The organism is Pedobacter alluvionis, assembly GCF_003664035.1.
Taxonomy (GTDB): domain Bacteria; phylum Bacteroidota; class Bacteroidia; order Sphingobacteriales; family Sphingobacteriaceae; genus Pedobacter; species Pedobacter alluvionis.
Map to the genome: position 1 here is coordinate 834,289 of NZ_RCCK01000010.1, position 25,915 is coordinate 860,203.

Consider the following 25,915-nt stretch of genomic DNA (forward strand, 5'->3'; position numbering starts at 1 on the left):
CATCATGAAAATCCAATCTTTCGATAAGATCTATCACATTCATAAAGATTCCCGTGTAAAGCGATGGTTTTACATTTTCATCATTTTGTGCGTGGTAGTACTTTTTTTACCATGGACCCAGAATATCCACTTAAGGGGTAATGTAAGCACGCTTTACCAAGAACAGCGTCCGCAACAGCTTAACTCACCAATTCCTGGCCGCATTACCAAATGGCACATTAAAAATGGCGATTACGTTAAAAAAGGCGATACCATTTTGCAGCTTGCAGAGGTAAAAGAAGATTATTTAGATCCTCAGTTACTTCAGCGTACCAGGGAGCAAGTTACAGCAAAGAAAGGCGTTAGAGATTATTACCAGGCTAAAATTGGTACAACCAACACACAGCTGGCGGCAATAAATGCATCCAGAACACTCAAACTAGCGCAGTTGAAAATTAAAATTGCCCAGTTAAATAACAAAGTTACGGCAGAATTGGCAGAGTTTGCCGCGGTAAACAACGAGCTTAAGCTTAGCGAAGACCAGTACAACAGGCAGAAGAAAATGTACGATGAGGGCTTGGTTTCACTTACTCAATTCCAACAAAGAAGTGTATCCTATCAAAATGCACTTGCTAAGAAAACTGCTGTAGAGAATAAGTTGGCACAAACACGTCAGGAAATTACTACCGTTAACATCGAGCAGAATGCTACCATTCAGGATTATATGGAGAAAGTAAGCAAAACCGAAGGTGAACGATTTTTGAGCATGGGGCAAATTCAGGGGAGTAGTGGAGAAATTGCCAAGCTGGAAAACCAGGCGGCTAATTATCAGGCCAGACAAGGATTGTACGCTATTGTGGCCTCGCAAGACGGGCAAGTGGTGCAACTAAATAAAGCTGGTATTGGCGAAATTTTAAAAGAAACCGAAAGCATTGGTACCATTGTGCCTAAAAAGGTAGATTATGCCGTAGAAATTTATGTTAAGCCAGTAGATTTACCACTACTGCGCATAGGGCAAAAGCTGATGTGTGTTTTCGATGGTTTTCCAGCTATTGTGTTCTCTGGCTGGCCAGATTCCAGCTACGGAACGTTTTCTGGCAAAGTAATCGCCATAGAAAATAACATTAATGCCAACGGTCTTTTCAAGGCCCTGGTTATAGAAGATAAAGGCCAAAAACCGTGGCCGCCCCAAATTAAGATGGGTGCGGGAGTAAAAGGTATTGCCATCCTTAACGATGTGCCTGTTTGGTACGAGTTGTGGCGGAATATTAACGGTTTCCCACCAGATTATTATGGTTTGAAAACAGAAAAATCGAAATCAGCAGATGAAAAATCTAAATAAAACATGGATCATCTTCCTTTTATGGAGTATTGCCCAGGTTTCTGCTGCGCAGGATACATTACGGCTTTCACACCCCGAGTTTTTATCCATTGTAAAAAAATACCATCCACTTGCTTTTAAATATAGGTTGCAAAATAACATTACAGAGGCAGAGGTTTTAAAGGCAAGGGGTAATTTTGATCCGGTAGTGGATGCCAAAAAGGGCGGGAAAACCATTGATGGAACGAATTATTACGAACAAAGTAATGCCGGATTGGTTATTCCAACCTGGTATGGAATAGAAGTAAGCGGGAGTTACAACTATATTGACGGGCAACGCCTAAACAATAGCGATACGCGTGGCGGATTATATCAATTTGGCTTAACTATACCTTTGGCTAAGAACTTAATTTATGATAAACGCAGGGCAATGCTCGATCAGGCGAAGTTTGCGCAGGTAATGACGGCAGCAGAACAGCAGGTGCTTACCAACGAGCTGTTTAGAGATGCCGAGAATGCCTATTGGCAGTGGGTAAAATGTTATGAATTATATTTAGTACAAAAAAGGGCTGTTGCCATTAACCAAAATCGCTTGTCATTAACTTTAAAAACTTTTCAGTATGGCGAGCGGGCAGCAATAGATACAACAGAAACGTTATCTCAATTGCGTGGTTTCGAACTGGAAAAGGAAGATGCCTATTTGCAGTATGTTAAAGCTACTATGGATCTTTCTGTGTATTTATGGAAAGAAGGTCAGCAACCATTTGAAATTACCAAACCCCTTTTGCCTTCTGAAAGCATTACCGTAAGCGAAGCATACGATCGCTATTCAGCGCTGATTGCGCAATTGAACGCTCAGCCTGTTAATTCGCACTTATCGTTAGTTTACTACCAGCAAAAGCAAAAAATACTGGAAAGCGAACGTAAGTTGAAATGGCAGAGCTTTTTACCAAAGATCGATTTTACCTACAACTTCTTTAATAAGGAAAATTATCAAACTACGCTTTTTCCCCTTTTCCAAAACAACTACCAGTATGGGTTAAAATTAGAAATACCGATATTTTTAAGGCAGGCAAGGGCAGATTATAGTCAGGCAAAAATGAAAGTGATGCAAAACCGGTTAGATGCCGATTTAAAACGCCAGGAGCTTAATGCAAAGATTAGCAATTATAGCAACGAAGTGGTTAATTACCGCAATCAAATTAAGATTGCACAACAAAATATCGGAAATTATAATCGCTTACTACAGGCAGAGGAAACAAAATATCAAAATGGAGAAAGTTCTCTGTTTTTGATCAATAGCCGGGAAAACAAATTGATAGATGCGCAGGAGAAGATGCTCGAGCTGCGGTTTAAATTCCTTAAAAGTTACAACGAACTTAAATTTATGAGCGCTAGTTTTGGCGGCTAGAGTCTTTAAAATACTCAAATTTCAATAACAAGTAAATCCTTTTAGAATTGAAGTCGACATCAGATCCAATGATTATTTGTTGTTAAATTCTTCCCGAAATGGAAAATAGCTCCGTTGATTTGCTTCTGCCTTTTAAAAGGTTATGTCCAACTGATGTTATGATGTAGTTATTGGGGAACTGAATTATTTTTGCCAGATCTTCAGATAAAAGCAGATCGGCATTGAAATGATTACAAAGTCCCTGGATCCTTGCTGAAGTATTGAGTACATCACCGGTAAAAATAATTTCTTTTTTAAGGGATCCGATCTCCCCGGTAGTTACCATACCGTAATGCAATCCCGCTTTGAAGCCTGGCAAACAACCATACCTGTTGTTGTACTTTTCAGTCTCCTTTTCCAAAACAAGTTTCATAGCAAAAAAGCACTCGATGCTATTATTGTTTTTTAACCCGTCTTTCAGCTTCCAGCATATAATCATTTCATCACCAGCATACTGATAAATCGTGCCAGCATATTTAATAACTGCACTTGAGAGGTCGAAGAAATATTCTCTTAACATTTCGAAGTATCGGACATGGCCCAGCTTTTCGGCAATTGTAGTTGATGACTTCATATCCAGAAACATAAATATCCTTTCTTCCTGCACAGGGTGATGGTATGTTCCCAAAAAAAAATTACGCAATGTGCCCTGGCCCAAACTAGCGCTAAATTCTGAATAGAATTGGGTAATCACAATTATTGCACCCATATAGATCATAATACCGATCATTGCGTAGTCAGTTAAAAATGCCAAAGCTGGCGATGAAAGGATTTTGAAAGTATATCCTTTCTGTATGTAAAGGGCATTAATTAGTGTAATGACAGTAAGGAAGATGATAACAATGACGAGATAAATAAATGATTTAGATACAATTTTCCTGGTGAAGCTTTTTTTGATGAACCACTTGCTAAAATAACCAATCTCCAGGATCCCGGTAAGTATCCCCATGAACATTCCTGCAGCCGGGATTGCAATTATACTTCTTCCGAAATTATAGGGGACACCGGTAGCTGGATAAGCGTCTAAATGGCCCAGAATACCTTTTTCCAGTATGCAATAAATGAGGCTAAAAATAAACCACAATACGCCGAAAGGAATAACGCGTCCTATATTTCTTTTCGTTTTTGGTGACAGCATAGAGTAGAAATTTATTTAAGCTTACCTAAAATACCTTTCCGACTCTTATTATATGTCAGAAGTACTGGTGGTAAGTTCAAGTTACTGAAATCTACGGAAAATATTTGTCAGCTGGCCGATATCCCTTAAGATATTGGTTTTTCTTGACTTTTGACAAAAGATGCGTCGGTAATCTATGGCTATTTTCGTATTTTAGATAGTCTGCGGGCAAATTAGAAATCCACTAGTGAGGATAAAAGGTTAAGACAAACATTCTACTGATATATCACAAGGAGATTTGTATAAATACAAAAGTCTGCCCGGCTAAATGCCAGGCAGACCCTGTCTTAAGGTATTAACCTTGCTAATCGAAAAGCTGTATCACTCTCTTAGAAGCTTTAGTAATATTGTACTTTTTCATTTGTGGCCAATTTAGTTAATACGTGCAACCGTAGAAACTTTTACCATTGGAACATCAATTTTTTGCGGACTTTTTATTTCCAGTAAGGTGTTTTTCTGAATTGGAAAAAATACCTCAGTCATCGCGGTAAGTCCATCGTCTGCAAACAGCTCTACAGATGCGGCATCAATAAAGATGACTATTTTTTTATAAGCTGCATTTGAAATCCGCGGAGAGAAATGCTTTTTAGCGAAATTTTTCTCAAATTCACCATTACCTGCATTACTGCGGTCAATAAAATAGCCTTTGTCCTGTTCGAAACCGATAATAAGCTTCTGGTTTTTTCCGTCTCCAAGTTCAATGCTGAAGTTACCCGGGCCATTAACCTGCATCTCAATCTTAGTGCCTTTTCCTTCTTTTAAACCTGCTGAAAGATCAAACGAATTGATTCCAGTCAATTCGTTGCGTTCAAATACCACTTTCTCTAACTTAGATATTTCATTAACAGGAGTTGAAGCAAGATAAATCTCTTCACCAACTTTTTTAAGTGTCAAATCGCGGGGAAGGGTAGTAGCGCCCCGCCAGGTTCCGGTAGGTACAACATTGGCGTAGTTCCAGTTGTTCATCCAACCCATCAGCACTTTTCTTGCTCCTGTATTGGAGAACGTAACACCTGCATAATTGTCGGTGCCATAATCCATCCATTTTTGCTTTTCAGCATCTGGTTTAAAAGTTTTTCCGTCGAAATCACCTGTAAAATACTGTGTGGCTGAACCACCGTTAGGCCCGCCCGGATTGATGCTTACCAGCAGCACCCAATGTGTTTTACCTTCAAGTTCAAGTGGAAATAAGTCAGGACATTCCCAAACGCCACCATGAGCACCCAGTTTTTCGCCAAACTCGCTTTCCTTGGTCCATTTCTTTAAATCAGGAGAGGAATAAAATGTGATCCGGTCTTTCGTGGCTAAGGTCATGATCCATTTTCCGGTAGCGGCATGCCACATTACCTTCGGATCCCTGAAATCCCAGATGCCAGGATTGGGAAGAACTGGGTTTCCAGCATACTTTGTCCAGGTTTTTCCTTCATCCGTACTGTAAGCCAAGCTTTGATATTGATGAAGTCCTGTCTTTTGATCTTCAATTTTCTTGTTGTGATGAGTAAAGATTGCGACCATCGCATTTTTACCAAATCCCGCCGTATTATCCTTATCTATGACCGCACTGCCAGAGAATATTGTGCCCAGGCTATCCGGATAGAGCGCTATCGGCTGCTCTTCCCAGTGAATCATATCCTTACTGGTTGCATGTGCCCAATGCATAGGTCCCCAAATTGTGGAATCTGGGTTATACTGAAAAAATAGATGGTATTTCCCATTCAAATAAACCATTCCATTCGGATCATTCATCCAATGGGCTTTAGGCGTAAAGTGGTATTTTGGGCGATAGGGTTCCGTATCTGAACTTTTTTGTTGCAACATCCTCGTCGATGTGCATCCATAAAAAAAAGATGCAATGATTAAACCGAAGTATAAATTTCTTTTTATTGACATTTCTGTAAGTTTAAAATAGGTTAAAAATTATTAGCGCTTACCATATGCTTTTGAGTTTCCATGCCTGGAGATTTAATTTTGTATTTCCATCCTCGGAAAAAGTTTCCAGACCAAGTTGAGTGTCAGCGGCAAATGTTGTCGCACTCACTACCTTTTCACCATCATTTGCAAATATTTCAATCGAAGAACGATCTACAAAGATATGTAAACGAAGGCTACCCTTATCCATAGCCAGGGGCAAGGCGTACTTTTTAGCGAAAGACTTTGTAAAAGCGGTATCCGTGATGAAGTTGGTACAGTTTCGGCGGTCTAAGGTAAGTTCACCAAGCTGCGGATCGTACCTTAGTTCCAGTTTTCTGCCTTCACCAACAAGCAGGTTAAATCCAAATGCCTTAGCGGTTCCAGGGGTGAATGTGGCGTCGAGTTCATAAGAATTCACGCCGGGCTTAAAGTTTTTTAAAGACTGAACACCTTTTAGCTGTAATTGTTGATGAATACCACTATCACGTAGTTGGGCAAGCTGCGGTATCGGTTGCTGAAAAACCCTCAATCCGGATGGTGTTTCTCTTAAAGTCATCACCCTGGGAATAGATTGAAATCCCTTTCCCCATTTTGATGGTGCCTTACGTGCATAGTCCCAGTTCCCCATCCAGCCTATGGCATGAACGGTGTCGGCCAGGCCATTTTTGTTGTCATAATCCCTCCAGGTTCTGGTGGCATAATAATCAGGCCCATAATCCAGCCATAAAGCATGTTCAAGGTGTTGATTGCTTAACTGATCAGAAAACAGGATATGATCTACAGCGATAAACCCGGTAGTCGTATCTTTGCTCAAATCTACAAGCTCCAGTTGTGCTTTCTTGCCTATCCAGGTGCGGACATCCCATCCGTTCCATTTAAATACCCTGGTATTATCTCCACTGGTTGTCCTTACTACCTTGCCATCTACTAAAAGATTTATACAGGTGCTGTCCGGATGATTTCCGCCCATGAGTAAAAAATTAATGGCTTTACTGCCTACGGTGAAAACCTGTGATTTTGATCGAATGACTCCATTAGAAACATTTGAAGTACTTAAGTAATGTTCACCCAAATAATCAGTAACACCAGATACTTTGTTTTTACTATTTTCAGGAAGCTTCGGCCATTTTGAGTTTTTGCCTTCAAAATCCTCAAAAACAGACCCGTTTATGCCTTTTCCAGAACTGAGGTAATCTTCAAGTTTTTTATCCGTTACGAAGGTCTTTCCGTTAAAATCACCTACAAAATACTGTACTCTATTCGGACCTCGTCCGATGATGAGCACCCATTTCTTCTTATTGCTTCCTTCAATCGGAAGTTCGAAAAGGTCAGGGCATTCCCAAAATGAGTTTTTTGCGCCCAAGCCTTCGAAGCTGCTGCAAAAAGTCCATTTTTTGAGGTCGGTTGACTGATAAATATGAATCTGCTGAACATCAGGTCTGGAAACGACCATTTTCCAACTTTTATCCTGTTCATACCAGAAAACCTGCGGATCCCTGAAAAACACTTTATTAATATCCAGAACCGGATTCTGCTGGTAATAGTCAAAACTCCGTCCCTCATTATTACTGATGGAAATAGCCTGCGTTTCGGGAAGGGAATCACCGGGAAGGTGTTTGGTATAGAAAGCGATCATACTATTCTTTCCAAATCCACCAGTGTTCATTTTGTCTACAACCACCGACCCGCTGAAGTAAGAAAATCCCATTCCCTCTTTCATAGGTCTTGGCATTTCCTGCCAATGGACCAAATCCTTCGAAACAGCATGACCCCACCAAAAAAGATGGTAAGTGCTATTATAATGAACAAGTCCATCCGGGTCGCCCATCCATCCTTTTGCCGGACTGAAATGATACATAGGTCGGTATTCCTGTGCTTTTCTATCGATTTCCTGGGCATGTACGCATCCGCCCACCAATAAAAACAGTCCGAGTATGCACCTCAAATCAAAACGATAACCAGATTTATTGTTCATCATCTTAACAATTAATGGGTTGATACTTTCAGATTAGTAACTTTTAGTTCTAAACTACTAGCAGTCAGCGACCATGGCGTTCCTTTTGCACTATAACTTCTGTTGGTTAGTGCAACCTGATCGTTTAGATAGAGTACGATGATCGATCCATCCACAATAACACTAAAGTCGTATGTTTTTCCCTGTTCGAAAACAAATGGAACACGGGTAACTTCCTGGCCATTATTATAGGCGGCAATACGATTTGATGCCGGTTCGAACCTGATTTGGTACGAGCCGCTAAGATCAGTTTTCGCATTAAAGTTTAAAGAGGCCGTTCCGCTAAGATTGCTTAAAGATAGTTTTCCTTTAACCATAGTTGTTCCGGTAACTGCTGCAAACCTGTATCCTGAAGGTGAAGAGCTTCCCGTTAAGGTATAGTTGCCAGCCGATCCGCTAATGGTGCCGATCTGAGTGCTTACTATAGCATCTGCATCTTTACTGAAGTAACTTTTTACGCTATTTGGGGCTTTCACCGCAAGCTTATCATTGCCCAGCTTAGTAATTTGCTGGCTGATGAGGTTTCCTCCCCAGGTGCGAACGCCATTGTCGTTTTCCGGATTTCGGCGGTGTGCCCAGCCGAAGGCATAACGCTCAGTACCATTACTTGCTGTTTTGCCTGCATAAAACTGATGCCCGTCAAACATATCCATTCCATCTGCCGGCTTTAACCATGGCCCTGCGGAGGATGATGCTACCCTATAATGCGTTCCCGGGCTGGTGCTCCAGTCCTCTGCAAAAAGCATAAAATATTTGTCATCAATCTTGAAAATATCTGCACATTCGAGCATCAGGTAATCGCCTTCTACAGAGAGAGGTCCTTTTAACTGCCAGTTATCACTTGCCGGATCGGTACTGGTGTAAACGAGAATTACACCTTTGTCGTCTTTTTTAGCGCTCACCATCATCCAGTAGGTAGAAAACTCGGTATTATAGAATACAGAGGGGTCTCTAAAGTCGGTTGTTGAATAACCGTCTGGTGCTTTAAGCGCAAAACCCGATTTCTTTGTCCAGCCTGTAGTTGTGCTGCTGGTGGCATACATAATCGCTTCGCGGGTGTTGCCTGAAACCAATGCGCTGTTCGTATTCTGCAACCAGCTGTTGTTTGAATTAAACCCCGTATAATAAAAGTAATTTGTGTTTCCGGCTTTTACCATAGAGCCTGTACCAATGAGGTTATCTTGGGTAGATTTATTGCCATAAGGAATCATTTCGCCATCATAGCTGAAATCGAGCAGGTTTTTAGAACTCAGCTTGTGGATAGCATGCTGACCAGTGCTACTTTGCTTCACTTGATCCGGGTCATCGTGCAGAAAAAACAGTTCGAACTGTCCGTTCACGTAGGAAGGCATCACATCACCAACCCAACCTGTTGACTGGCCTGTAGTGGAATTCGGGCTTATCTGTGGTTTCGGGAAGATGTTAAATTTCTCTTCGCTAAAAGGTTCAGCCGGGGTGTAGGTTTTTTCTTTGGTGCAAGACAGGAAAAGCGAAATCGCCATTCCTGCTAATAATATTCTTTTCAATGCCATATTAAATCACTATTTGATTGTGAATTTATTTTTTTAGATAGTCGATCGCATTTTTGGTGAGTCTGCGAATGTTCGTGATGAATCTATTACTGGTAGGCGCACCATTTTGAGGTTCTGAATACCAGTCATAAGCACCAAAGGTGATTACGACTACATTTCCCGGGCCATTTGTCTGAGGCCACTCAGCAATGCCAACGCGACCGTCGAGGTTATCGTCCCATGCTTCAGATGCCAGGTTTATTCCACCTGTCTGCTGACGCCATCCTGCACCATTCATGTAACCTCCCCAGTCCGGAAGAAACCACCATGCCGTGTGGTTAAGTCTAAATGTTCCTTTTTGCAAAAGATTAGCCTTTCCGGTATCATAAGTCTCCAGCCCTTGAAAGAGGGGATGAGATTCCTTGCCCTTGAAAGAGATACCCCAGTCGCTTCCGTTATCTATAAAACCAGCGCCAAGGGCAAAATCTCCAAAAACATTGTTTGGACCCTTACCGGCCGGCACCACGCCTAATGCTTCTACGTACCTACCCGCCATAGAGGTTAACAGCAAACTTCCGCCTCCATTTCGGTAAGCTTTCAGGGCTGTTAAACTTGCAGCGCTGGTTGCCTGAGCTGGGAGATCTTGTGCAGAATCGAAGTGCCACCAGATCACTTTGTAATTAGAAAGACGCTTTCCGGTTTCCAATGCACCAAATGAAATATAGTCTGCAGTAGGGTAGGTGGCAAAAAACCAGTCACTTGCTGCTTTTTCATCCGGGTTAGTTATTGCCGATCTTGAACTTGCTGTACCTAAAAACGCGTACTCGCTTACAGAATTGCTGATAAAGGTGACCTGGTAACTTGTGGTAAAATTACCCTTGGTAAAAGTGTAGGTTACCGGTTGATTGAAATCCTGTGCTGTGCCACTTAGCGGACTAACCACAATATCTTGCTCTGCTTCTATGATGGGTTTAATTGCAGCTAAATCTGTTCCGTCGGGAAGGATTAACGTTGCGGTACGGTTATCGTGATTTACCGATGCCTTTAAGCTGGCTACGGAAACGCTTTTGAGTGGAGGAGTAATTTTCACCGTTGTTGAATAATCCTTGAAGAGATTTCCATTCACTACCCTGAAATCTACTGCACCAGTAAAATTAACGGGTTTAGTAAAATTCATGGAACTTGTTGCGCCATCTGGCATTTCCACCTTAGGTATCAAATTTGAAATATCTGTACCAAAAGGAACATTAACGCTTATCGCACCCGTTTTTTGGTCGATAGTAGCAGCAATACCATTAATCGAATAAGACACAAGCTGTACCTGGCTGTCAAGTTTAAAATCATTGTTCTTATCCTTTTTGCAGCCTATGAATGGTAAGACCATTACAAAGACTAAAAATACCTTCAATATTTGCTTTAATTTCATTTTCTAATCATTTAGAGGTTTAGTAACCTGGATTTTGAACATAGTTGTTTTCACTGAAGAAGATTTGGTTTTGAGGAATTGGTAAGTATTCATCTCTTCCTTTTGTAAATCTTGCAGTCATGTAAATACTTCTGAAGCTCTTTTCTGAATCAAAAAACGAGTTGATCACCTGATCGGCCACACCCCATCGGATGAGATCAAAAAACCTTTCTCCTTCCAGTGCCATTTCTAAACGGCGTTCAAATCGCAAAGCTTTTCTGGCGTTTGCCTGATCCCAAACGATGTTTGTTCCCGGAACATATTGCTGAACATTGTATTTGGAGGTCGGCTGTCCGTTGGCCATCACCAGTTTTGCCGTACTTTTAGATGCCCGGTCTCTTATTGCGTTAATAATCGGTAAAGCCTCACTCTGTCTGCCCAGTTCAATTAGCGCCTCTGCTTTAAATAACATCACATCAGCTAACCTGATCATGATTCTGGCTTTTGTATTGCCAAAAAATGGAGCAACATTTATAAAACAGTCACAATCAGGTGATACATTTTCTTTCATGGAATTATAAGTTCCGTATAGTGGAATATTCCTGCTCCAGCTTGCTGTAACCACTCTTGCCGGATCATATTTCCATGGAGCGCCAGGTCTTGATATGGTATGATCTACTCTTGGATCGACTGTGTTTGTAGCAAAATCGACATTTTGTTGGTTAAAAGTATCGAATAACGGTATGCCTGTAGTTGTTGTTCTGAAAGCGTTCATCAGGGTTTGTGATGGTTTCTGGAAATCGCAGCATCCGATACCCTGTGGTACCGTGAGCATATCACCAAAGTTTACCCGGCCTCGTCCTGCGCCATCATTACTGGAAAACTGAACAGACATAATCGCTTCAGTACCATTCTCGAATGTTCCGGAGGTGAAATTGTTTGCAAAATCTGCCTGTAACTTATAGGATGAAGCCAGCACCTGATCGGATGCATCAATAACCTGTTGTAACCTGTTCTGGTCGATTCCTGTTACGGCATGTGTTGCATTCTGCGTGTAAGCCTGAAACAAACGTGTTTTCGCTAAAAAAGCATAAGCAGCAAATTTGTTGGCTCTTCCGATTTGTGGTTGGGTTGCTGGTAATGCTTCAGCAGCAGCCTGAAAGTCACCGGCAATCTTCTCCAGAATCTGATCTCTGCTTAGTGCATTGTTCTTTATATTTTTATATTCATCTGAAGGTACTGTATCATCAATATACGGGATATTCTTAAACAGGTTTTCTAACATCAGGTACCAGTATCCACGTAAGAAACGAAGCTCGGCTATACGGGTTTTAACCAAAGGGTATTCAGTTTCGCTAAATTTGCTTAACACCCTGATGCCTTCATTTGCCCGCCTGATGCCAACATAAATATTAAACCAAATGCCATCATAGTTCCACTGGTCAGGTCTGGAGGCGATGAAAGTCTCCATATTATGGAAAACATCCCCATCATTGATGCCACCACCGCCTTTATAGGCATCATCAGCACGGATATTTCCATACTGGTACATGCTAAATGCCCTGTTAATTTCATCGTTTCCTAATTGAGAATAAGCGGCGGTTACAAAACCCTCGGCCTGTGCCGGAGTTGCAACCTGGCTTTCGTTAAGCGAACCTTTAGGGCCAACTTCAAGTGCTTTTTTGCAGCCTGTGGCTAATATTAGCGAGGCAGCAAGGGTGATTATATATTTTTTCATAATAAAATCTTCAATTATTAAAATCTTACGTTAATTCCGGCTGTAACAACCAATGGATTAGGATAGCCAAATCCTGGGGTCTCCGGATCCAGACCGGTGAAGGACTTTGACTTCATTAAAATGGCTAAATTGTCTCCTCCGATGTAAACACGAAGATTCTGCATTTTTAACTTACTAATCAGCTGTTTGTTAAATGTATAGCCGATCTGAGCGTTTCTCAGTTTCAGATAAGATCCATTTTCTATAAAGTAGGTCGAAAGACGAGCCTCGAAATTATCATCTGTTAGCGCTACTGCCGGAATATCGGAGTTCGGATTGGAAGGTGACCATGCGTTTAATAACCTCGCTCCTTTATTTGAGGAAGATTCAACGGCACTCCAGAAATCCGTATAAGATTTGGCATCATTTTGTACGGCTACATCACCTATACCCTGCAGAAGAAAAGAGAAATCAAAATTTTTGTAGCTGATGTTCGCATTAAAGCCATAAGTATATTTAGGTAGGGGATTTCCAATCCAGGTACGGTCATTTACATCGATAACACCGTCATGGTTTAAATCCGCGTAACGGATTCTTCCAAGTCCCTTGTTGGGTTGTGCAGCATGATTATCTACTTCAGCCTGAGTCCTGAAAAGACCATCGGCAACATAACCGAAGAAAGATCCAATGGTTCTCCCCAGGATATTCTGTCCCTTGCCATCACCTCCGTAGGCGTTCACTACTGCCGGAGGCAAATAGGTAACCTTATTTCTAACCATATCGAAATTCCCGTTCACATCAATACTTAAATCATCTGTTAAGCGGCTTTTGTGCCCCAGGGATAGTTCAAACCCACGGTTTTGCATAGATGCACCGTTTACATAGGTATTACCGCCTTCTCCCAACACACCAATGTATGGAGGAAGCAACAATATGCCAGTGGTGTTTTTAAGGTAATAGCCAACGCTACCATAAAGTTTTTGTTTCCAGAGCGAAAAGTCGAGGGCGACATTGCTCATTTCTGTTGCTTCCCAACGCAGGTTTGGATTGGCATTCTGTGATAGATAAAACCCGGAAGGAAGTACGCCACTTTTGTTTCCATTGATATCATAAGAAGTGATATTGTAATTGGAAAGGTAAATGTTATAAATCGCGTTATTGTTAATCTCCTGATTACCGGTTTTTCCCCAGCCTGCATGAAGTTTCAGATCGTCAACAATTGAGGTATTATTCTTTACGAAAGATTCTTCGCTAATTCTCCAGGCACCTGAGAATGCAGGGAACCAACCATATTTATTATTCGCTCCAAACCTGGAAGAACCGTCTCTTCTGATGGTTGCAGATAGGAGGTAACGATCCATAAAAGAGTAATTCGCCCTGCCTATATAAGACATAAGCACGTTTTTTGCGCCACTGCCGCTGTTGTCTTTTATTCCCGTTCCGGCATCTAAATAAAGGTAGTCAGGATCTTCTAAAACAAATCCTTCCCGTGATGCCATAAAAGTATTGTTATTTTCAACAAAGTGTTCCGTTCCTGCAAAGGCGTTAAGGCGATGATTGCCTGATTCCAGGCTGTAATTCAGGGTGTTGGTCCAGGTGGTTTTCACATTGTGTGTCTGGGTGTTGATTACTTTGTTTACATCATTAACCAGGTAACCGCTCTGGTATTTTTTTTGCCAGTTCCGGCTGGTATAATCACTATAATCAATCCCGAAATTAGATTTGAATACGAAACCCTTAGCGATTTTAACATCTGCGAAGAAATTACCAAATAACCTCATGTAATCATAACCATTTTGTTGATTATCTTCCAGTACACGAACAGGATTCTGGCGATCGTTCATCCCGTCTACAGGCCCACCCCAGCCTATGCCGTCTACAGTATGCACCGGTATAATAGGTAATGCCTGTAGCGCAGAATTGATAATGTCGGCAGCAACTTCTTTTGTTTTGGTCACGCTTAGGTTCTGACCTATCGTCAAGCCACCATTAAATAACTTATAGTCTGAATTTATTCTCGCTGAAATACGGTTGAATCCGGTCGTTCTTACAATGCCTTTGTTGTCAAAGTAGCCAAGGGAAAGTAAATAGTGTCCGTTTTCAGTTCCGCTTGAAACCTGCGCATCATAATTCTGAATGATACCAAGCTGGGATATTTCTTTAAACCAATCTGTATTTGAGGTACGAAGGGTTTGTGTAGCGTTTAGAAATTCGGGTAAAAGCACCTTATTTAATACGGGCTGATTGGTGTTTGGATCAACTTTCCAGTCGAATTGATAACGCAATCCATTCGAATTAGGATCGAGGTTTTTGTTAACATAAGCCTGCCACAAAATTTTACCATAACCTTGAGCATCCAGCATATCCAACTTATTTACATAGGTAGAAAGCGATGAGTAAGCGTTCCCACTTAACTGGGTCTTGCCCGTTTTACCCTTTTTAGTGGTAATTACAATTACGCCGTTTCCTGCCCTGGCGCCATAGATACTGGCTGATGAAGCATCTTTAAGAATCTGCATCGATTCGATATCGGCCTGATTGAGTTCATGCATGCCTGACTTGGTAGGTACACCGTCGATTATATACAGAGGGTCGTTGTTATTTAAAGTTCCGATACCCCTGATTCGAATGGTTGCCGGAGCACTTGGCGCACCGTTTCCTGTAATGTAAACACCCGCTACCTGGCCCTGCAATGCTTTCATTGGATTGGCTACAGATTGCTTTTTAAGTTCATCTACATCCACAATGGCCACATCACCCGTCAAATCTTTTTTTCTTTCCGTCTGGTAGCCGGTTACCACCACATCGTTCAGGTTCGTAGCGGAGACTTCCAGTTGTGCGTCTACTACTGAAGTAGGGCCAACCTTGGAACTCACAGTTTGAGCACCCATGTAAATAAAGCGGAGGGTTTGCCCAGCCGCGGCCTGGATTATAAATTTCCCTTTTTCGTCTGTTTGTGTGGATTTACCTGTTTCTACATTATAGACGGAGGCTCCAGGAACAGGTTTTGAGGATTTATCGGTAACCGTCCCGGTAATGTTTCGGATTTGTGCGTATGTACTTGCCATAAAGCAAAACACAAGAACACAGCAAAGTATTACTTTTCTCATAAAATATGGTTTATAATGGTTAGTTTCTCTCTATATAATCAGCATTTGCCGGTTATGTAGTTTATTTGTTTTTTAACTTCTAAGCAGCAGTATGCGTACTGTTACTGGAAGATTTTGCAGTAAATAATTCGTTATAGAAAGCCTGGTATTCGTCAAAATTGTATTCAGGGCATCCGCCTTTCTTGGTTGCAATAAATGCACCCATCGCAATCGCTTTCTTAAGTATTTGTAGTGGCTGATCCTGACGATTATGGGCAGCAATAAAGGCAGCCAAAAAGGAATCTCCACTGCCAATCGTATCCTTTACTTTTACCTCATTTCCCCAAACATTATAGGTTTTATCTAAATTATAGTATGAGGCACCGAACTCACCTTTGGTTACAATAACCTCGGGGACTTTAAACCGGTCTTGTATAAACCGTACCTGATCAGCTTCTCCTTTTAAAGAACCACCAAACATGATTTGTACAATACCCAGCTCCGCCTCATTGAACTTAACAATATCTGCCTTAGATAATAAATGACCTAATTGTGCCTGGTTGATAAAGGGCGCACGAAGATTGATATCGAACACTTTAATCGCGTCATTATCCAAAAGATTATAAAGGGTATTCCTTGAGGTTTCGTTTCTGGATGCTAAACTTCCGAAAATAAAGTACGTTGATGGTTTTATATGTTTGATGAGTTGTTGACTTTGATCGATAAAATCCCAGGCTACCGGAAACACGATTTCATAACTTACTTCATTACCATTGTTCATTTTGGCCAGAACCTGGCTGGTTTCATATTGCTCATCAACTTGTAGCAGCCCGGTATCTATTCCCCAGTTTTCCATCAATTTAATGAGCTTCTGCCCATTTTCATCTTTCCCAATCCGGCTGATCAGGCTTGAGCCCATGCCCAGCTTATTGAGGTGATAAGCAACATTTAATGGTGCTCCTCCTGGCTGTGGTCCGTCTGGGAGTACATCCCACAGAATTTCTCCATAACATGTGGCTGGAGCAGAACTATAGTTTGGGTTATTTATCATATTATTCATATATCATTTAATGCATCAAAACAACATTTTCTCCGATCTGCTCCAGCGACTTGCCTTTTGTTTCCGGCATCATTTTCCATACAAAAATCAGTTGCAAGACCATCATCCCGGAGAAAAAGAAAAATATGTTTGCACCTCCAAATGATTCTGCCAGATAGGGGAAGCAGAATGCAATCAGTGCTGCCATCACCCAATGGGTAGAACTGCCAAGGGTTTGTCCTTTTGCTCTCACCTGATTTGGGAAGATCTCTGAAATGAATACCCAGATCACCGCTCCCTGAGAAAAAGCAAAGAAAGCAATGAAGACCATTACATAAATTGGGATTTCGAAACCGCTGGATGAACCGCCCAGAAAAGCAAATGCAACAAGTCCAAGAGATACGATAAGGCCTATTGAACCGATGAACATTAAAGTTTTTCGACCCACTTTATCGATGATATTGATGGCCAGTAGTGTAAAGATAAAGTTAACCATTCCAATACCTACAGTAGATAAAAGTGAAGAATGTGCACCAAGTCCTGCCATCTCAAAAATTCTTGGCGCGTAATAAATGATGGCATTTATTCCTGATACCTGGTTGAAGAAGGCAAACAGCACGGCCAGGATAACAGGTGTTTTGTACTTCCCTGAAAAAAGCCCGTCCGAAGATTTGTCTTTTTTCATATCCTCACCTGACTTCTGGATAGCGGCAAGCTCTTCATTGCAGTTTAATGGATTTATAATGCGCAGGATTTCCAACGCTTTATCATAAGCACCACGTTTGAGTATAAGCCATCTTGGACTTTCAGGAATAAAATAGATTAAAACCAGGAATATTATTGAAGGAAATGCCTGAACACCAAGCATCCATCTCCAGGATGCCTCGCCTCCCTGGCTGAGCAAATAGTTTGAAAGATAGGATATCAATATACCCAGTACAACATTGAACTGGAAAAGCCCTACAAGCCGTCCCCGTCTGTGTGCCGGAGATACTTCGGAAATATAAATAGGTGCGGTTACAGAGGATATACCTACGCCGAGGCCACCTAAAAAGCGGAATACTAAAAAGATATACCAGTTATCTGCCAGGGCGGTACCCAGCGAAGAGAGTAAGTATGCAGCAGCTACGAAATAAAGTGTATTTTTTCTTCCGAAATAATCAGATGGACGGGATCCTACAAGAGAGCCGATTACCGTACCAATAAGTGCAATGGAGATGGTAAGGCCATGTGAGAAAGCAGAGAGATTCCAAAACTGCTGTATTGATTTTTCAGCACCTGAAATTACTGCTGTGTCAAAGCCAAACAAAAAGCCGCCTAAGGCCACAACCATGGACCACGCCAGGACAGAATGTTTTTTCATAAAAAGTTTATTATTGGTTAACGATCGCAAATTAGGCCAAATGGCTTCGTGGCACTATTAAAAATCTTTCAAAAACGTTAAAAAATTAAATCAACATAAGTTGTTGTACATTAGTGATTTATGTTTGGTCTGCTTCGGCTGTTAAGTGCCACTTTAAATATTGTAACATCAGATGTTAAATTTGGTTACATGATGCCAGGCAAGGATTTACTCCTTATTTCCAATATTGAAAAGTAATCTATAGCTTTATTAAATGAATAATAAAATATTCCGGAAAATGGCTAATATCCAGGGTGTCAAACTTTGGCTTTTGGGTCTGATCACTACGCTGTTTTTCTTTAGTTCCTGTTCGGAAAAGAAACAAGAAAAAAAGTTTACCATCGGTTTTTCGCAATGTGTAGGTTCTGATTTGTGGCGAGAAACGATGCTTGAAGAAATGAAAATGGAACTTTCCCTTCGGTCGGGAACCAACTTCATTTATAAGGATGCTAACAATAGCAGCAAGAAACAGATTGAACAGGTAGAAGAATTGGTCGATAATCATATTGATCTGTTAATCATATCTCCAAATGAAGCATCTCCATTAACAGATATTGTTGAAAAAGTATATAATAAAGGAATTCCGGTAATTGTTCTTGACCGTAAGACTTCTTCTTCCCAATATACCGCCTATGTTGGTGCAGGGAATTACCAGGTAGGCAAGATGGCTGGCCAATACATCACCAAGCTGCTGAAGGGAAATGGCAAAGTAGTGGAAATATTGGGGCTGCCGGGATCTTCTCCTGCCATGGAGCGTGATAAAGGATTTTCTGAAGAGTTAAGTAAATCGCCGGGAATAAAATTGGCAGCCCAGGTTTATGGTAATTGGGTTGCCCGCAGTACACTCCAGGAACTGGAAAAGAATAAAGAAAAGATCCTGCAATCTGATGCTATTTTTGCACACAATGATGTTATGGCCGCGAGTGCAAAAGATTTTCTTCGCCATCACAAAGCCTCAGAACATATTAAGGTAATAGGAGTGGATGCACTTCCTGGTCCGGGTGGCGGACTACAGCTGATCAGTGAGGGGAAAATATCCGCCAGTGTGTTATATCCCACCGGAGGCAAAGAAGCCATTAGTATCGCTTTCAAAGTTTTAAATAAAGAACCTTTTTCAAAAGAAAATATCCTGCAAAGCTTAGTGATCGACAGTTCTTTGGTTCAACTTATGAAACTTCAATGGGCAAAGGTGTCGAGCCAACAAAGAGATATTGAACGGCAACAAACGATGTTATCCGATCAGCTTGAAATCTATGATAATCAAAAGCTGGTGCTCAATTTTATTGTGATCACACTGGTATTGGCCGTGATATTTGGCGGCCTGGCATTTTTCTCCTTATTGGAGAACCGCAAAATTAACAAAAGCCTTGAGCAGAAAAATGTGCAGATACTGGATCAGCGAAATAAGCTAATCGATGCTTCGGCTAAAATTGAGGAAGCGACTGAAGCCAAGCTTAATTTTTTTACCAATATATCCCACGAGTTCAGAACCCCGCTAACGTTAATCTTATCTCCATTGGAAGATCTCCTTGAAAGCGATAAAATCCAGAGCGGGGAAAAGCGGGAACTGACGATGATTCAAAAGAATGCGTATCGGTTACTGAAGCTGATCAATGAACTTATTGATTACAGAAAGATAGAACACCAGAAATTTCATGTGCAACCCACAAGCAATAACGTTCAGTCTTTCATGAATGAAATCATAGAAAGCTTCAGATACGGCGCGCTGAAAAAAGATATTGCCTTAAAATTTTCCTTTCCAAAGCATGATATCGTAGCCAATTTTGACGTAAATATCCTTGAAAAAGTCATTCTCAACCTGTTGAGTAATGCATTGAAATTTACTCCGGCTCATGGAAGAATACATGTGAATTTAACCACTGAGGATAATAATTTCATCATTTCAGTTGCTGATAATGGCAGTGGGATGAATCAAGAGGAATTGCAGCAGGTTTGGGACCAATTTTATCAATCCAATACCAGCGAATCGAGAGGATCTGGCCTTGGCCTTTCCCTTACCCGTGAACTGGTACATTTGCACGGTGGCAGTATTGAGGTACAGAGTAGAAAATGGCAGGGAAGTACATTCACAGTCACAATGCCGTGTGGTGAGCCAATAGATTCAAAGCTTTCTCCTGTAAGCGCAGATGACAGAAGTTTTTCACTAACTGAACAAGTAAAAGTTTATATCACAGAAGAGTTACCGGCGGAGAATAGGCAGATTGATCCGATAGGTGAGTATATCAAAGAATATTCCGTCCTGATTATTGAGGATAACCTCGACCTGTTAAATTATCTTCAGGAGAAATTTTCAGTCAATTATGAGGTTTTTACCGCCACAACCGGTAACCAGGGGCTTCATGAAGCTTTTGAAAAAATTCCTGACATCATTGTTTCTGATGTAATTATCCCCGGGATGTCGGGCAAAGAAATTGCAAAAAAACTTAAAACAGATCTGCGAACCTCCCATATCCCGCTTATTCTGCTCACGGCACAAGCTAGCCCTGAACAGCAGATCGAGGGTATAAACAGTATGGCCGATCTTTATATGACCAAACCTTTTCATTTTGACTTCCTTCAAGCAAATGTTCGAAACCTGCTTGCCAACCGTATGTTACTAAAGGAACATTACATCAGCGATATCAGCTCTGGTGCAGAGAAAAAATCAACGTTAAGCGTTCTTGATAAGAAGTTTCTGAATGATTTTGCAGGTATTGTAGAGCATCACCTGGGGAATGAGACACTTAATGTGGAAGACCTGGCGAAGATGATTGGTATTTCCCGTATTCAGCTTTATAGAAAGGTGAAAGCATTACTTGACTGCAGTATTACGGACTACATTTTGAACCGTAGACTGAAAAAGGCTACTTACCTGCTGACGAATGAAGATTATTCCATTTCCGAAATCGCCTTCAAAATCGGGATTTCCTCACCAACCTACTTTTCAACCTTGTTTAAGGGGAAATATGGAATGAGCCCCAGTGAGTTTAAGAAAAAACAGAATAATTGATGATGCATAGTTCCAGTATTATAAATTCCGGACTCTTTTAAATCATTGGTGAAGAATAATAATGATATAATTTTTCTTTGGTCAGGATGCTAAAACATGGAAAAAACATTTAAGAAGAATGATTTTTTAAAATATCTTCAATAAATTTGATAGGTTTTTTCGATGGATCTTAATCCACAATAATTATGATAAAATCAGCGCACCTGCCTGACCTCTTCACATTACAATCTATTTTTGAAGGCATTCAGGATGCCATATACTGTCATGACCTTGACTTCAGGATTACCAATTGGAGCCCGGCTGCAGAACGTATGTTTGGTTATACCGAACAAGAGATATTGGGCCAATCTGTTTTTATGCTGATTCCTGATGACAAGTATTCAGAGAAGGAAAGGCTGATGCAGGAGGTTTTGAACGATAAGCGTATCAGCCAGTACAGAACAGTGCGTCTTACCCGTTCAGGGATACAAATACCTGTTACCTTATCCCTTTCGCCGATTAAAGATGATAAGGGGCAAATTATTGGCATGTCTCAAATTGCCCATGACGTTTCCTTCGAACACCAGGCAGAGGAAAAACAATCCATGCTTGCCGCTATTATAGAAAGTTCTGAAGACGCCATTATCAGTAAGTCGCTTGATGGAATCATAACGACATGGAATAAAGGAGCAGAGCATATTTTTGGCTATACGGAAGAAGAGGCCGTTGGCCAGCCGATCACAATACTTCTCCCTGCTGATCGTTTGACCGAAGAAGAAACTATAATTGCAAGCCTGCGAGGTGGCGAAAAGGTAGACCACATACAGACCATCAGAAAAACAAAAGATGGGCGCCTACTAAATATTTCACTCACCGTATCTCCTATTAAAAATCGCGATGGAGTTGTTATTGGGGCATCGAAGATCGCCCGTAATATTACTTCGCAAAAGGAGTCTGAAAAATTAATTGCCAAGCATATTGAACGCCTGGAATTGTTAAATGTAGTGGGCAGGAGCATTAATGAATCGCTAGACCTTCAGCAAATATTACAGCAGGTAACTGATTCCACTACCAGGCTAACCGGTGCAGCCTTTGGAGCGTTTTTTTATAATCAGGTTAACCAGGAAGGGGAATCTTACTGGTTATACACCATATCTGGTGCTCGGGGGGAGGCTTTCGCGAACTTCCCGATGCCACGTAATACCGCTTTATTTCATCCTACTTTCAGCGGAGAAGGAATCGTCCGCTCAGACGACATCACCCAGGATGCCCGATATGGTAAAAATGCGCCATTTTTTGGAAAACCTTCCGGACATTTACCTGTGATCAGTTATCTGGCAGTTCCGGTTAAAACCAAATCAGGTGAAGTGATAGGCGGGCTGTTTTTTGGTCATCAGGAAAAGGCAATTTTTAAAGAAGAACATGAGGAACTTGTCCTTACGGTGGCTTCCCAGGCGGCCATTGCTATAGAAAATTCGATGCTTTTTAAAGAGGTACAGGAACTGAGTGCGAAAAAGGACGAATTCATTGCAATGGCTTCCCATGAACTAAAAACACCAATGACCTCTCTTTTTGGTTTTTTGCAGTTGGCCAATCGCAACACGGGTGAAGGTATTGCAAAAAATCTCCTTGAAAGGGCGATCAGACAACTGGAAAAAATGATCGTTCTGGTTAGTGATCTTTTTGATGTCTCCAAAATCCAGTCCGGAAAACTACAACTGAATACGGAATACCTTAACCTGGCCATCCTTATTCAGGAAATGAAAGAATCTTTTTTACAAGCCCATCCGGCGCATATTTTAATTATTGAAATGCCTGAAGAAAGCTTTGTTAATGCTGACCGGATGCGCCTTGAACAGGTACTCACTAATTTATTGAACAATGCAGTTAAATACGCACCTCAGGAAAAAACAATTGAATTGAAGGTTCAACATCTGGATAATGTGGTACTTACTTCGATTAAAGATTTTGGACCCGGTATTAGCGAAGAAAACCAGCGTCATATATTCAGCCAGTTTTACCAGGCCAAGGAAAATAAAGACGGTTCATCAGGATTAGGTCTGGGACTTTTTATATCGAAAGATATTATTGAACGCCATGGCGGCCAGATTTGGGTTGAAAGCGAGCCAGGTAAAGGTGCAACGTTTAATTTTTCTTTACCATTAGCATAAACGATTTGGGCTTAAATATGAAAGCTAACAAAGCCTTACTTCAGTCGAGATGTAATTATAAAGTGAAACCTACAGTATAAACCTGTTTTTTATAGACACTAGGGGACATGCCCGTAATTTTTTTAAAGGACTTTGAAAAGTAGGAGAGATTATCAAATCCGGTTTGTGTTGCAATATCCGAATAGGCAAGCCTGCTTGTGGCTAATAAATATTGCGCCCGTTCAATCCGTTTTTCAAGAATATAAGTAACTGGCCTCTGGCCGGTAAAAGTTTTGAATAAACGGGAGAAATAATCAGGGTGCTGATTTACACGTGAAGCCAGACTGGTTACGGATAATTCCTGCTGTAAATTTACCAGGATATAACCTACTGTTTCAGCTATTTTGGCTGGCGAATGCCGTTCCTCATGTTTCCGATGTAACTGTGGTTGAAGCAAACGTCCCATCAACTGAAGTAGTATACCTTGTGTTTCAAGGTAACTGGCTAAGCCCTGCATATTGTTCAATTCCTGGTATTCTTTATAGAAAATATTTTTCTCATAAATTTTTGGGTCATCAGACCGGTTAATGCCACGACCAGGATTTATTTCGAGCAGTCGCTTAAAAAGATCAATGTCCATCTGTGTCGCCTTAATTTTTGAAACATTGCGGCTTCGTGCAAATAGAGAAGTCCCGTTTGCAGATTCTTCAAAAAACTGCACAAAATACTGACTCAAATATCCGTTGCAATGCAGATTACAAAGTGTGAAACTGGGTATAATATACAGATATCCAGGTTCGAGTTTTAAAGATCCCGACGGGTCAGATACCTCACCGTTTCCATCATCTATATAATAAATCCGGAAATACGGACTGATTACGTTCAGGTAGTTCCATTTTTCTGTTAATTTCACATAATCTACATTGAGCAGCGAAAAGGTATTTTGCAAGACTCTTTTGATCATTTGCTAAATGTCGGATTTTTACAATAAAAAGTCTAATTTATTCAAAAATAGGTCGGATAAGATGTTTATTTTTGATTATAATACCAGGTATAAACCGTTTCGGGAGGCAGGAGTCTTGCAATTATTATTATCTGATTATTGCAACGGGATATTCATCAGCCCGATCTTCACCATATTGAAACCGGAATAGTAGCTTTTAAATGATCAAACAATGAAAAAAAGAATATTCTTAAGCATAATTACAATTTCCATGTTGTTAAATGCACAAGCTCAGCAAAAGACCACTACTACTGAGCAAGATAAATTCAGCCCTACTGATGAATCCTTAAAACAGTATAAATATCCTGATTGGTTCCGTGATGCTAAATTTGGTATCTGGTCGCATTGGGGTCCTCAGGCAGTTCCTCGTCAGGGCGATTGGTATGCCAAAAACATGTATTTACAAGGGAATAATCAGAATAAATATCATGTAGAGCATTATGGAACACCATCCAAATTTGGTTACAAAGACATTATTCCGCTATGGAAGGCAGAAAAATGGAATCCTGAACAATTAATGGCGCTTTATAAAAAAGCGGGTGCCAAATATTTTGTAAGCATGGCTTCGCACCATGATATGTTCTTTTTGTGGAATTCGAAGATACATAAATGGAATTCGGTAAATATGGGGCCGCATAAAGATGTAGTTGGACTTTGGCAGAAAGCAGCTAAAAAAGAAGGCCTCCGTTTTGGGGTTTCTGAGCATCTTGCTGCAAGTTTCAACTGGTTCCAGCCCAGCCATGGATCGGACACAACCGGCCAGTTTGCCGGTGTTCCGTATGATGGACGTGATCCTCAATATTCAGACCTGTATCATTTACCTGCCGACTCGAGCGACATCAAAGAATGGTTAACCAATAATCCTGCATGGCATAAAAAATGGTTAGAAAATGTAACAGAACTCATTGATCTCTATCACCCTGATCTGCTTTATTCTGATAGCAAAGTTCCTTTTGAAGAATATGGACGTAAAATGGTGGCACATTATTACAATCAGGATATGGCTAAAAATAAAGGTAAACTGGAAGCCGTTTACACGCCTAAAGAAGCTTCCGGAGGTAAATGGGCCCAGGATGTAGAACGTGGTGTTTTGGATTCGATCAGCCCTTTTCCGTGGCAGACCGATACATCAATTGGCGATTGGTATTACAGAACAGGGCAACGCTACAAGAGTGCAAATGAAATTGCCCAGCTTTTAATTGATGTGGTGAGTAAAAATGGAAATTTACTGATTAATGTTGTACAGACACCAGAAGGAGATTTAGAGCCTGATGTAATCAAAATAGTAACGGAAATAGGTGAATGGACCAAGACTTATGGCGAAGGGATTTATGCTACAAGGCCTTGGAAAGTCTACGGTGAAGGACCATCTACAATTAAATCGAACCAGAAAAAAGGCGTTTTCGGCGGATTGACAGACACCCGTGAATATGAAGCTACAGATATCCGTTATACAACAAAGGGACGCGACCTTTTTGCATTCTGTTTAGCTGTTCCCAAAACAGATATAAAAATGGAATTGTTGGGGAAAAATTCTAAATATCTGGATAAACCGATCAGTTCTGTTACCCTTTTGGGCAGTAAAGAAAAACTAGACTGGACACAAACAGATTCTTCACTAGTGATCAAAAAGCCGAAAAATTACCCAACCTGGGCGGTAACAGGATATAAAATAGAATTTAAGAAATAACACTATCATATTAAATCCGCTTTGGTGGAAATCGAACGCTCCACACTGGTGAGCTGGGAAGTAAATGA

Annotated in this window: 15 protein-coding genes; 5 read left to right on the forward strand and 10 right to left on the reverse strand. The window is 40.9% G+C overall.

Features of this window, described 5'->3' with window-relative positions; genetic code table 11:
- The first annotated feature begins 4 nt into the window (after window positions 1-4).
- Together BCL90_RS03770 and BCL90_RS03775 are read left to right on the forward strand one after the other, a co-directional pair.
- Window positions 5-1,321, forward strand: a complete 1,317-nt coding sequence (locus tag BCL90_RS03770) for an HlyD family secretion protein (protein WP_121282685.1) — start codon at window positions 5-7, stop codon at window positions 1,319-1,321.
- Window positions 1,305-2,711: a TolC family protein gene (locus BCL90_RS03775; protein WP_121282686.1), complete on the forward strand. Its 1,407-nt coding sequence runs from the start codon at window positions 1,305-1,307 to the stop codon at window positions 2,709-2,711. The genes BCL90_RS03770 and BCL90_RS03775 overlap by 17 nt, the downstream gene beginning before the upstream one ends.
- 82 nt (window positions 2,712-2,793) lie before the next feature.
- On the opposite strand, the gene BCL90_RS03780 is transcribed toward BCL90_RS03775, so the two are convergent.
- The 9 genes from BCL90_RS03780 to BCL90_RS03820 all read right to left on the reverse strand — a co-directional run bounded on the left by BCL90_RS03780 (window position 2,794) and on the right by BCL90_RS03820 (window position 17,976).
- Window positions 2,794-3,888, reverse strand: coding sequence for an adenylate/guanylate cyclase domain-containing protein (locus BCL90_RS03780; protein ID WP_121282687.1), 1,095 nt, complete (start codon window positions 3,886-3,888; stop codon window positions 2,794-2,796).
- A 411-nt stretch (window positions 3,889-4,299) separates the two neighbouring features.
- Window positions 4,300-5,817 (reverse strand): glycoside hydrolase family 32 protein, encoded by a 1,518-nt coding sequence (locus tag BCL90_RS03785; protein WP_121282688.1) that lies wholly within the window; start codon window positions 5,815-5,817, stop codon window positions 4,300-4,302.
- A gap of 37 nt (window positions 5,818-5,854) precedes the next feature.
- Window positions 5,855-7,816, reverse strand: a complete 1,962-nt coding sequence (locus tag BCL90_RS03790; protein WP_121282689.1) for a glycoside hydrolase family 32 protein — start codon at window positions 7,814-7,816, stop codon at window positions 5,855-5,857.
- Window positions 7,817-7,824: 8 nt separating this feature from the next.
- Window positions 7,825-9,384 carry a glycoside hydrolase family 32 protein gene (locus BCL90_RS03795; RefSeq protein WP_121282690.1) on the reverse strand — a complete coding sequence of 520 codons (1,560 nt, stop codon included), beginning with the start codon at window positions 9,382-9,384 and terminating at the stop codon, window positions 7,825-7,827.
- Between the two features lie 25 nt (window positions 9,385-9,409).
- Entirely contained in the window at window positions 9,410-10,789 is a 1,380-nt protein-coding gene (locus tag BCL90_RS03800; protein WP_121282691.1) for a DUF4960 domain-containing protein, read from the reverse strand.
- Window positions 10,790-10,808: 19 nt separating this feature from the next.
- Window positions 10,809-12,506 (reverse strand): RagB/SusD family nutrient uptake outer membrane protein, encoded by a 1,698-nt coding sequence (locus tag BCL90_RS03805; RefSeq protein ID WP_121282692.1) that lies wholly within the window; start codon window positions 12,504-12,506, stop codon window positions 10,809-10,811.
- Window positions 12,507-12,523: 17 nt separating this feature from the next.
- Window positions 12,524-15,595 (reverse strand): SusC/RagA family TonB-linked outer membrane protein, encoded by a 3,072-nt coding sequence (locus BCL90_RS03810; protein ID WP_121282693.1) that lies wholly within the window; start codon window positions 15,593-15,595, stop codon window positions 12,524-12,526.
- Between the two features lie 79 nt (window positions 15,596-15,674).
- A complete protein-coding gene (locus BCL90_RS03815; protein WP_166792166.1) occupies window positions 15,675-16,625 on the reverse strand; it encodes a carbohydrate kinase family protein in 951 nt (316 codons plus the stop codon).
- A gap of 16 nt (window positions 16,626-16,641) precedes the next feature.
- Window positions 16,642-17,976: a sugar porter family MFS transporter gene (locus tag BCL90_RS03820; RefSeq protein WP_121282695.1), complete on the reverse strand. Its 1,335-nt coding sequence runs from the start codon at window positions 17,974-17,976 to the stop codon at window positions 16,642-16,644.
- A gap of 253 nt (window positions 17,977-18,229) precedes the next feature.
- Between BCL90_RS03820 and BCL90_RS03825 the strand changes: the two genes are divergently transcribed.
- Complete coding sequence (locus BCL90_RS03825) at window positions 18,230-21,025, forward strand: substrate-binding domain-containing protein (RefSeq protein WP_244095047.1); 2,796 nt, start codon at window positions 18,230-18,232, stop codon at window positions 21,023-21,025.
- A 185-nt stretch (window positions 21,026-21,210) separates the two neighbouring features.
- Window positions 21,211-23,175 (forward strand): sensor histidine kinase, encoded by a 1,965-nt coding sequence (locus BCL90_RS03830; protein ID WP_121282696.1) that lies wholly within the window; start codon window positions 21,211-21,213, stop codon window positions 23,173-23,175.
- A 55-nt stretch (window positions 23,176-23,230) separates the two neighbouring features.
- On the opposite strand, the gene BCL90_RS03835 is transcribed toward BCL90_RS03830, so the two are convergent.
- The gene (locus BCL90_RS03835; RefSeq protein WP_121282697.1) at window positions 23,231-24,118 is read right to left on the reverse strand and encodes a helix-turn-helix domain-containing protein; all 888 of its coding nucleotides are present in this window, start codon (window positions 24,116-24,118) and stop codon (window positions 23,231-23,233) included.
- 211 nt (window positions 24,119-24,329) lie between these two features.
- On the opposite strand from BCL90_RS03835, the gene BCL90_RS03840 reads away from it, so the two are divergent.
- On the forward strand, window positions 24,330-25,847 hold the full coding sequence (locus tag BCL90_RS03840) for an alpha-L-fucosidase (RefSeq protein WP_121282698.1): 1,518 nt from the start codon (window positions 24,330-24,332) through the stop codon (window positions 25,845-25,847).
- The last annotated feature ends 68 nt before the right edge of the window (window positions 25,848-25,915 follow it).

Excerpts from the sequence above, each read along its gene's own strand:
- BCL90_RS03770 (WP_121282685.1), top strand. The coding sequence starts at position 5 with ATGAAAATCCAATCTTTCGATAAGATCTATCACATTCATAAAGATTCC.
- BCL90_RS03775 (WP_121282686.1), top strand. The coding sequence starts at position 1,305 with ATGAAAAATCTAAATAAAACATGGATCATCTTCCTTTTATGGAGTATT.
- BCL90_RS03780 (WP_121282687.1), bottom strand. The coding sequence starts at position 3,888 with ATGCTGTCACCAAAAACGAAAAGAAATATAGGACGCGTTATTCCTTTC.
- BCL90_RS03785 (WP_121282688.1), bottom strand. The coding sequence starts at position 5,817 with ATGTCAATAAAAAGAAATTTATACTTCGGTTTAATCATTGCATCTTTT.
- BCL90_RS03790 (WP_121282689.1), bottom strand. The coding sequence starts at position 7,816 with ATGATGAACAATAAATCTGGTTATCGTTTTGATTTGAGGTGCATACTC.
- BCL90_RS03795 (WP_121282690.1), bottom strand. The coding sequence starts at position 9,384 with ATGGCATTGAAAAGAATATTATTAGCAGGAATGGCGATTTCGCTTTTC.
- BCL90_RS03800 (WP_121282691.1), bottom strand. The coding sequence starts at position 10,789 with ATGAAATTAAAGCAAATATTGAAGGTATTTTTAGTCTTTGTAATGGTC.
- BCL90_RS03805 (WP_121282692.1), bottom strand. The coding sequence starts at position 12,506 with ATGAAAAAATATATAATCACCCTTGCTGCCTCGCTAATATTAGCCACA.
- BCL90_RS03810 (WP_121282693.1), bottom strand. The coding sequence starts at position 15,595 with ATGAGAAAAGTAATACTTTGCTGTGTTCTTGTGTTTTGCTTTATGGCA.
- BCL90_RS03815 (WP_166792166.1), bottom strand. The coding sequence starts at position 16,625 with ATGATAAATAACCCAAACTATAGTTCTGCTCCAGCCACATGTTATGGA.
- BCL90_RS03820 (WP_121282695.1), bottom strand. The coding sequence starts at position 17,976 with ATGAAAAAACATTCTGTCCTGGCGTGGTCCATGGTTGTGGCCTTAGGC.
- BCL90_RS03825 (WP_244095047.1), top strand. The coding sequence starts at position 18,230 with ATGAATAATAAAATATTCCGGAAAATGGCTAATATCCAGGGTGTCAAA.
- BCL90_RS03830 (WP_121282696.1), top strand. The coding sequence starts at position 21,211 with ATGATAAAATCAGCGCACCTGCCTGACCTCTTCACATTACAATCTATT.
- BCL90_RS03835 (WP_121282697.1), bottom strand. The coding sequence starts at position 24,118 with ATGATCAAAAGAGTCTTGCAAAATACCTTTTCGCTGCTCAATGTAGAT.
- BCL90_RS03840 (WP_121282698.1), top strand. The coding sequence starts at position 24,330 with ATGAAAAAAAGAATATTCTTAAGCATAATTACAATTTCCATGTTGTTA.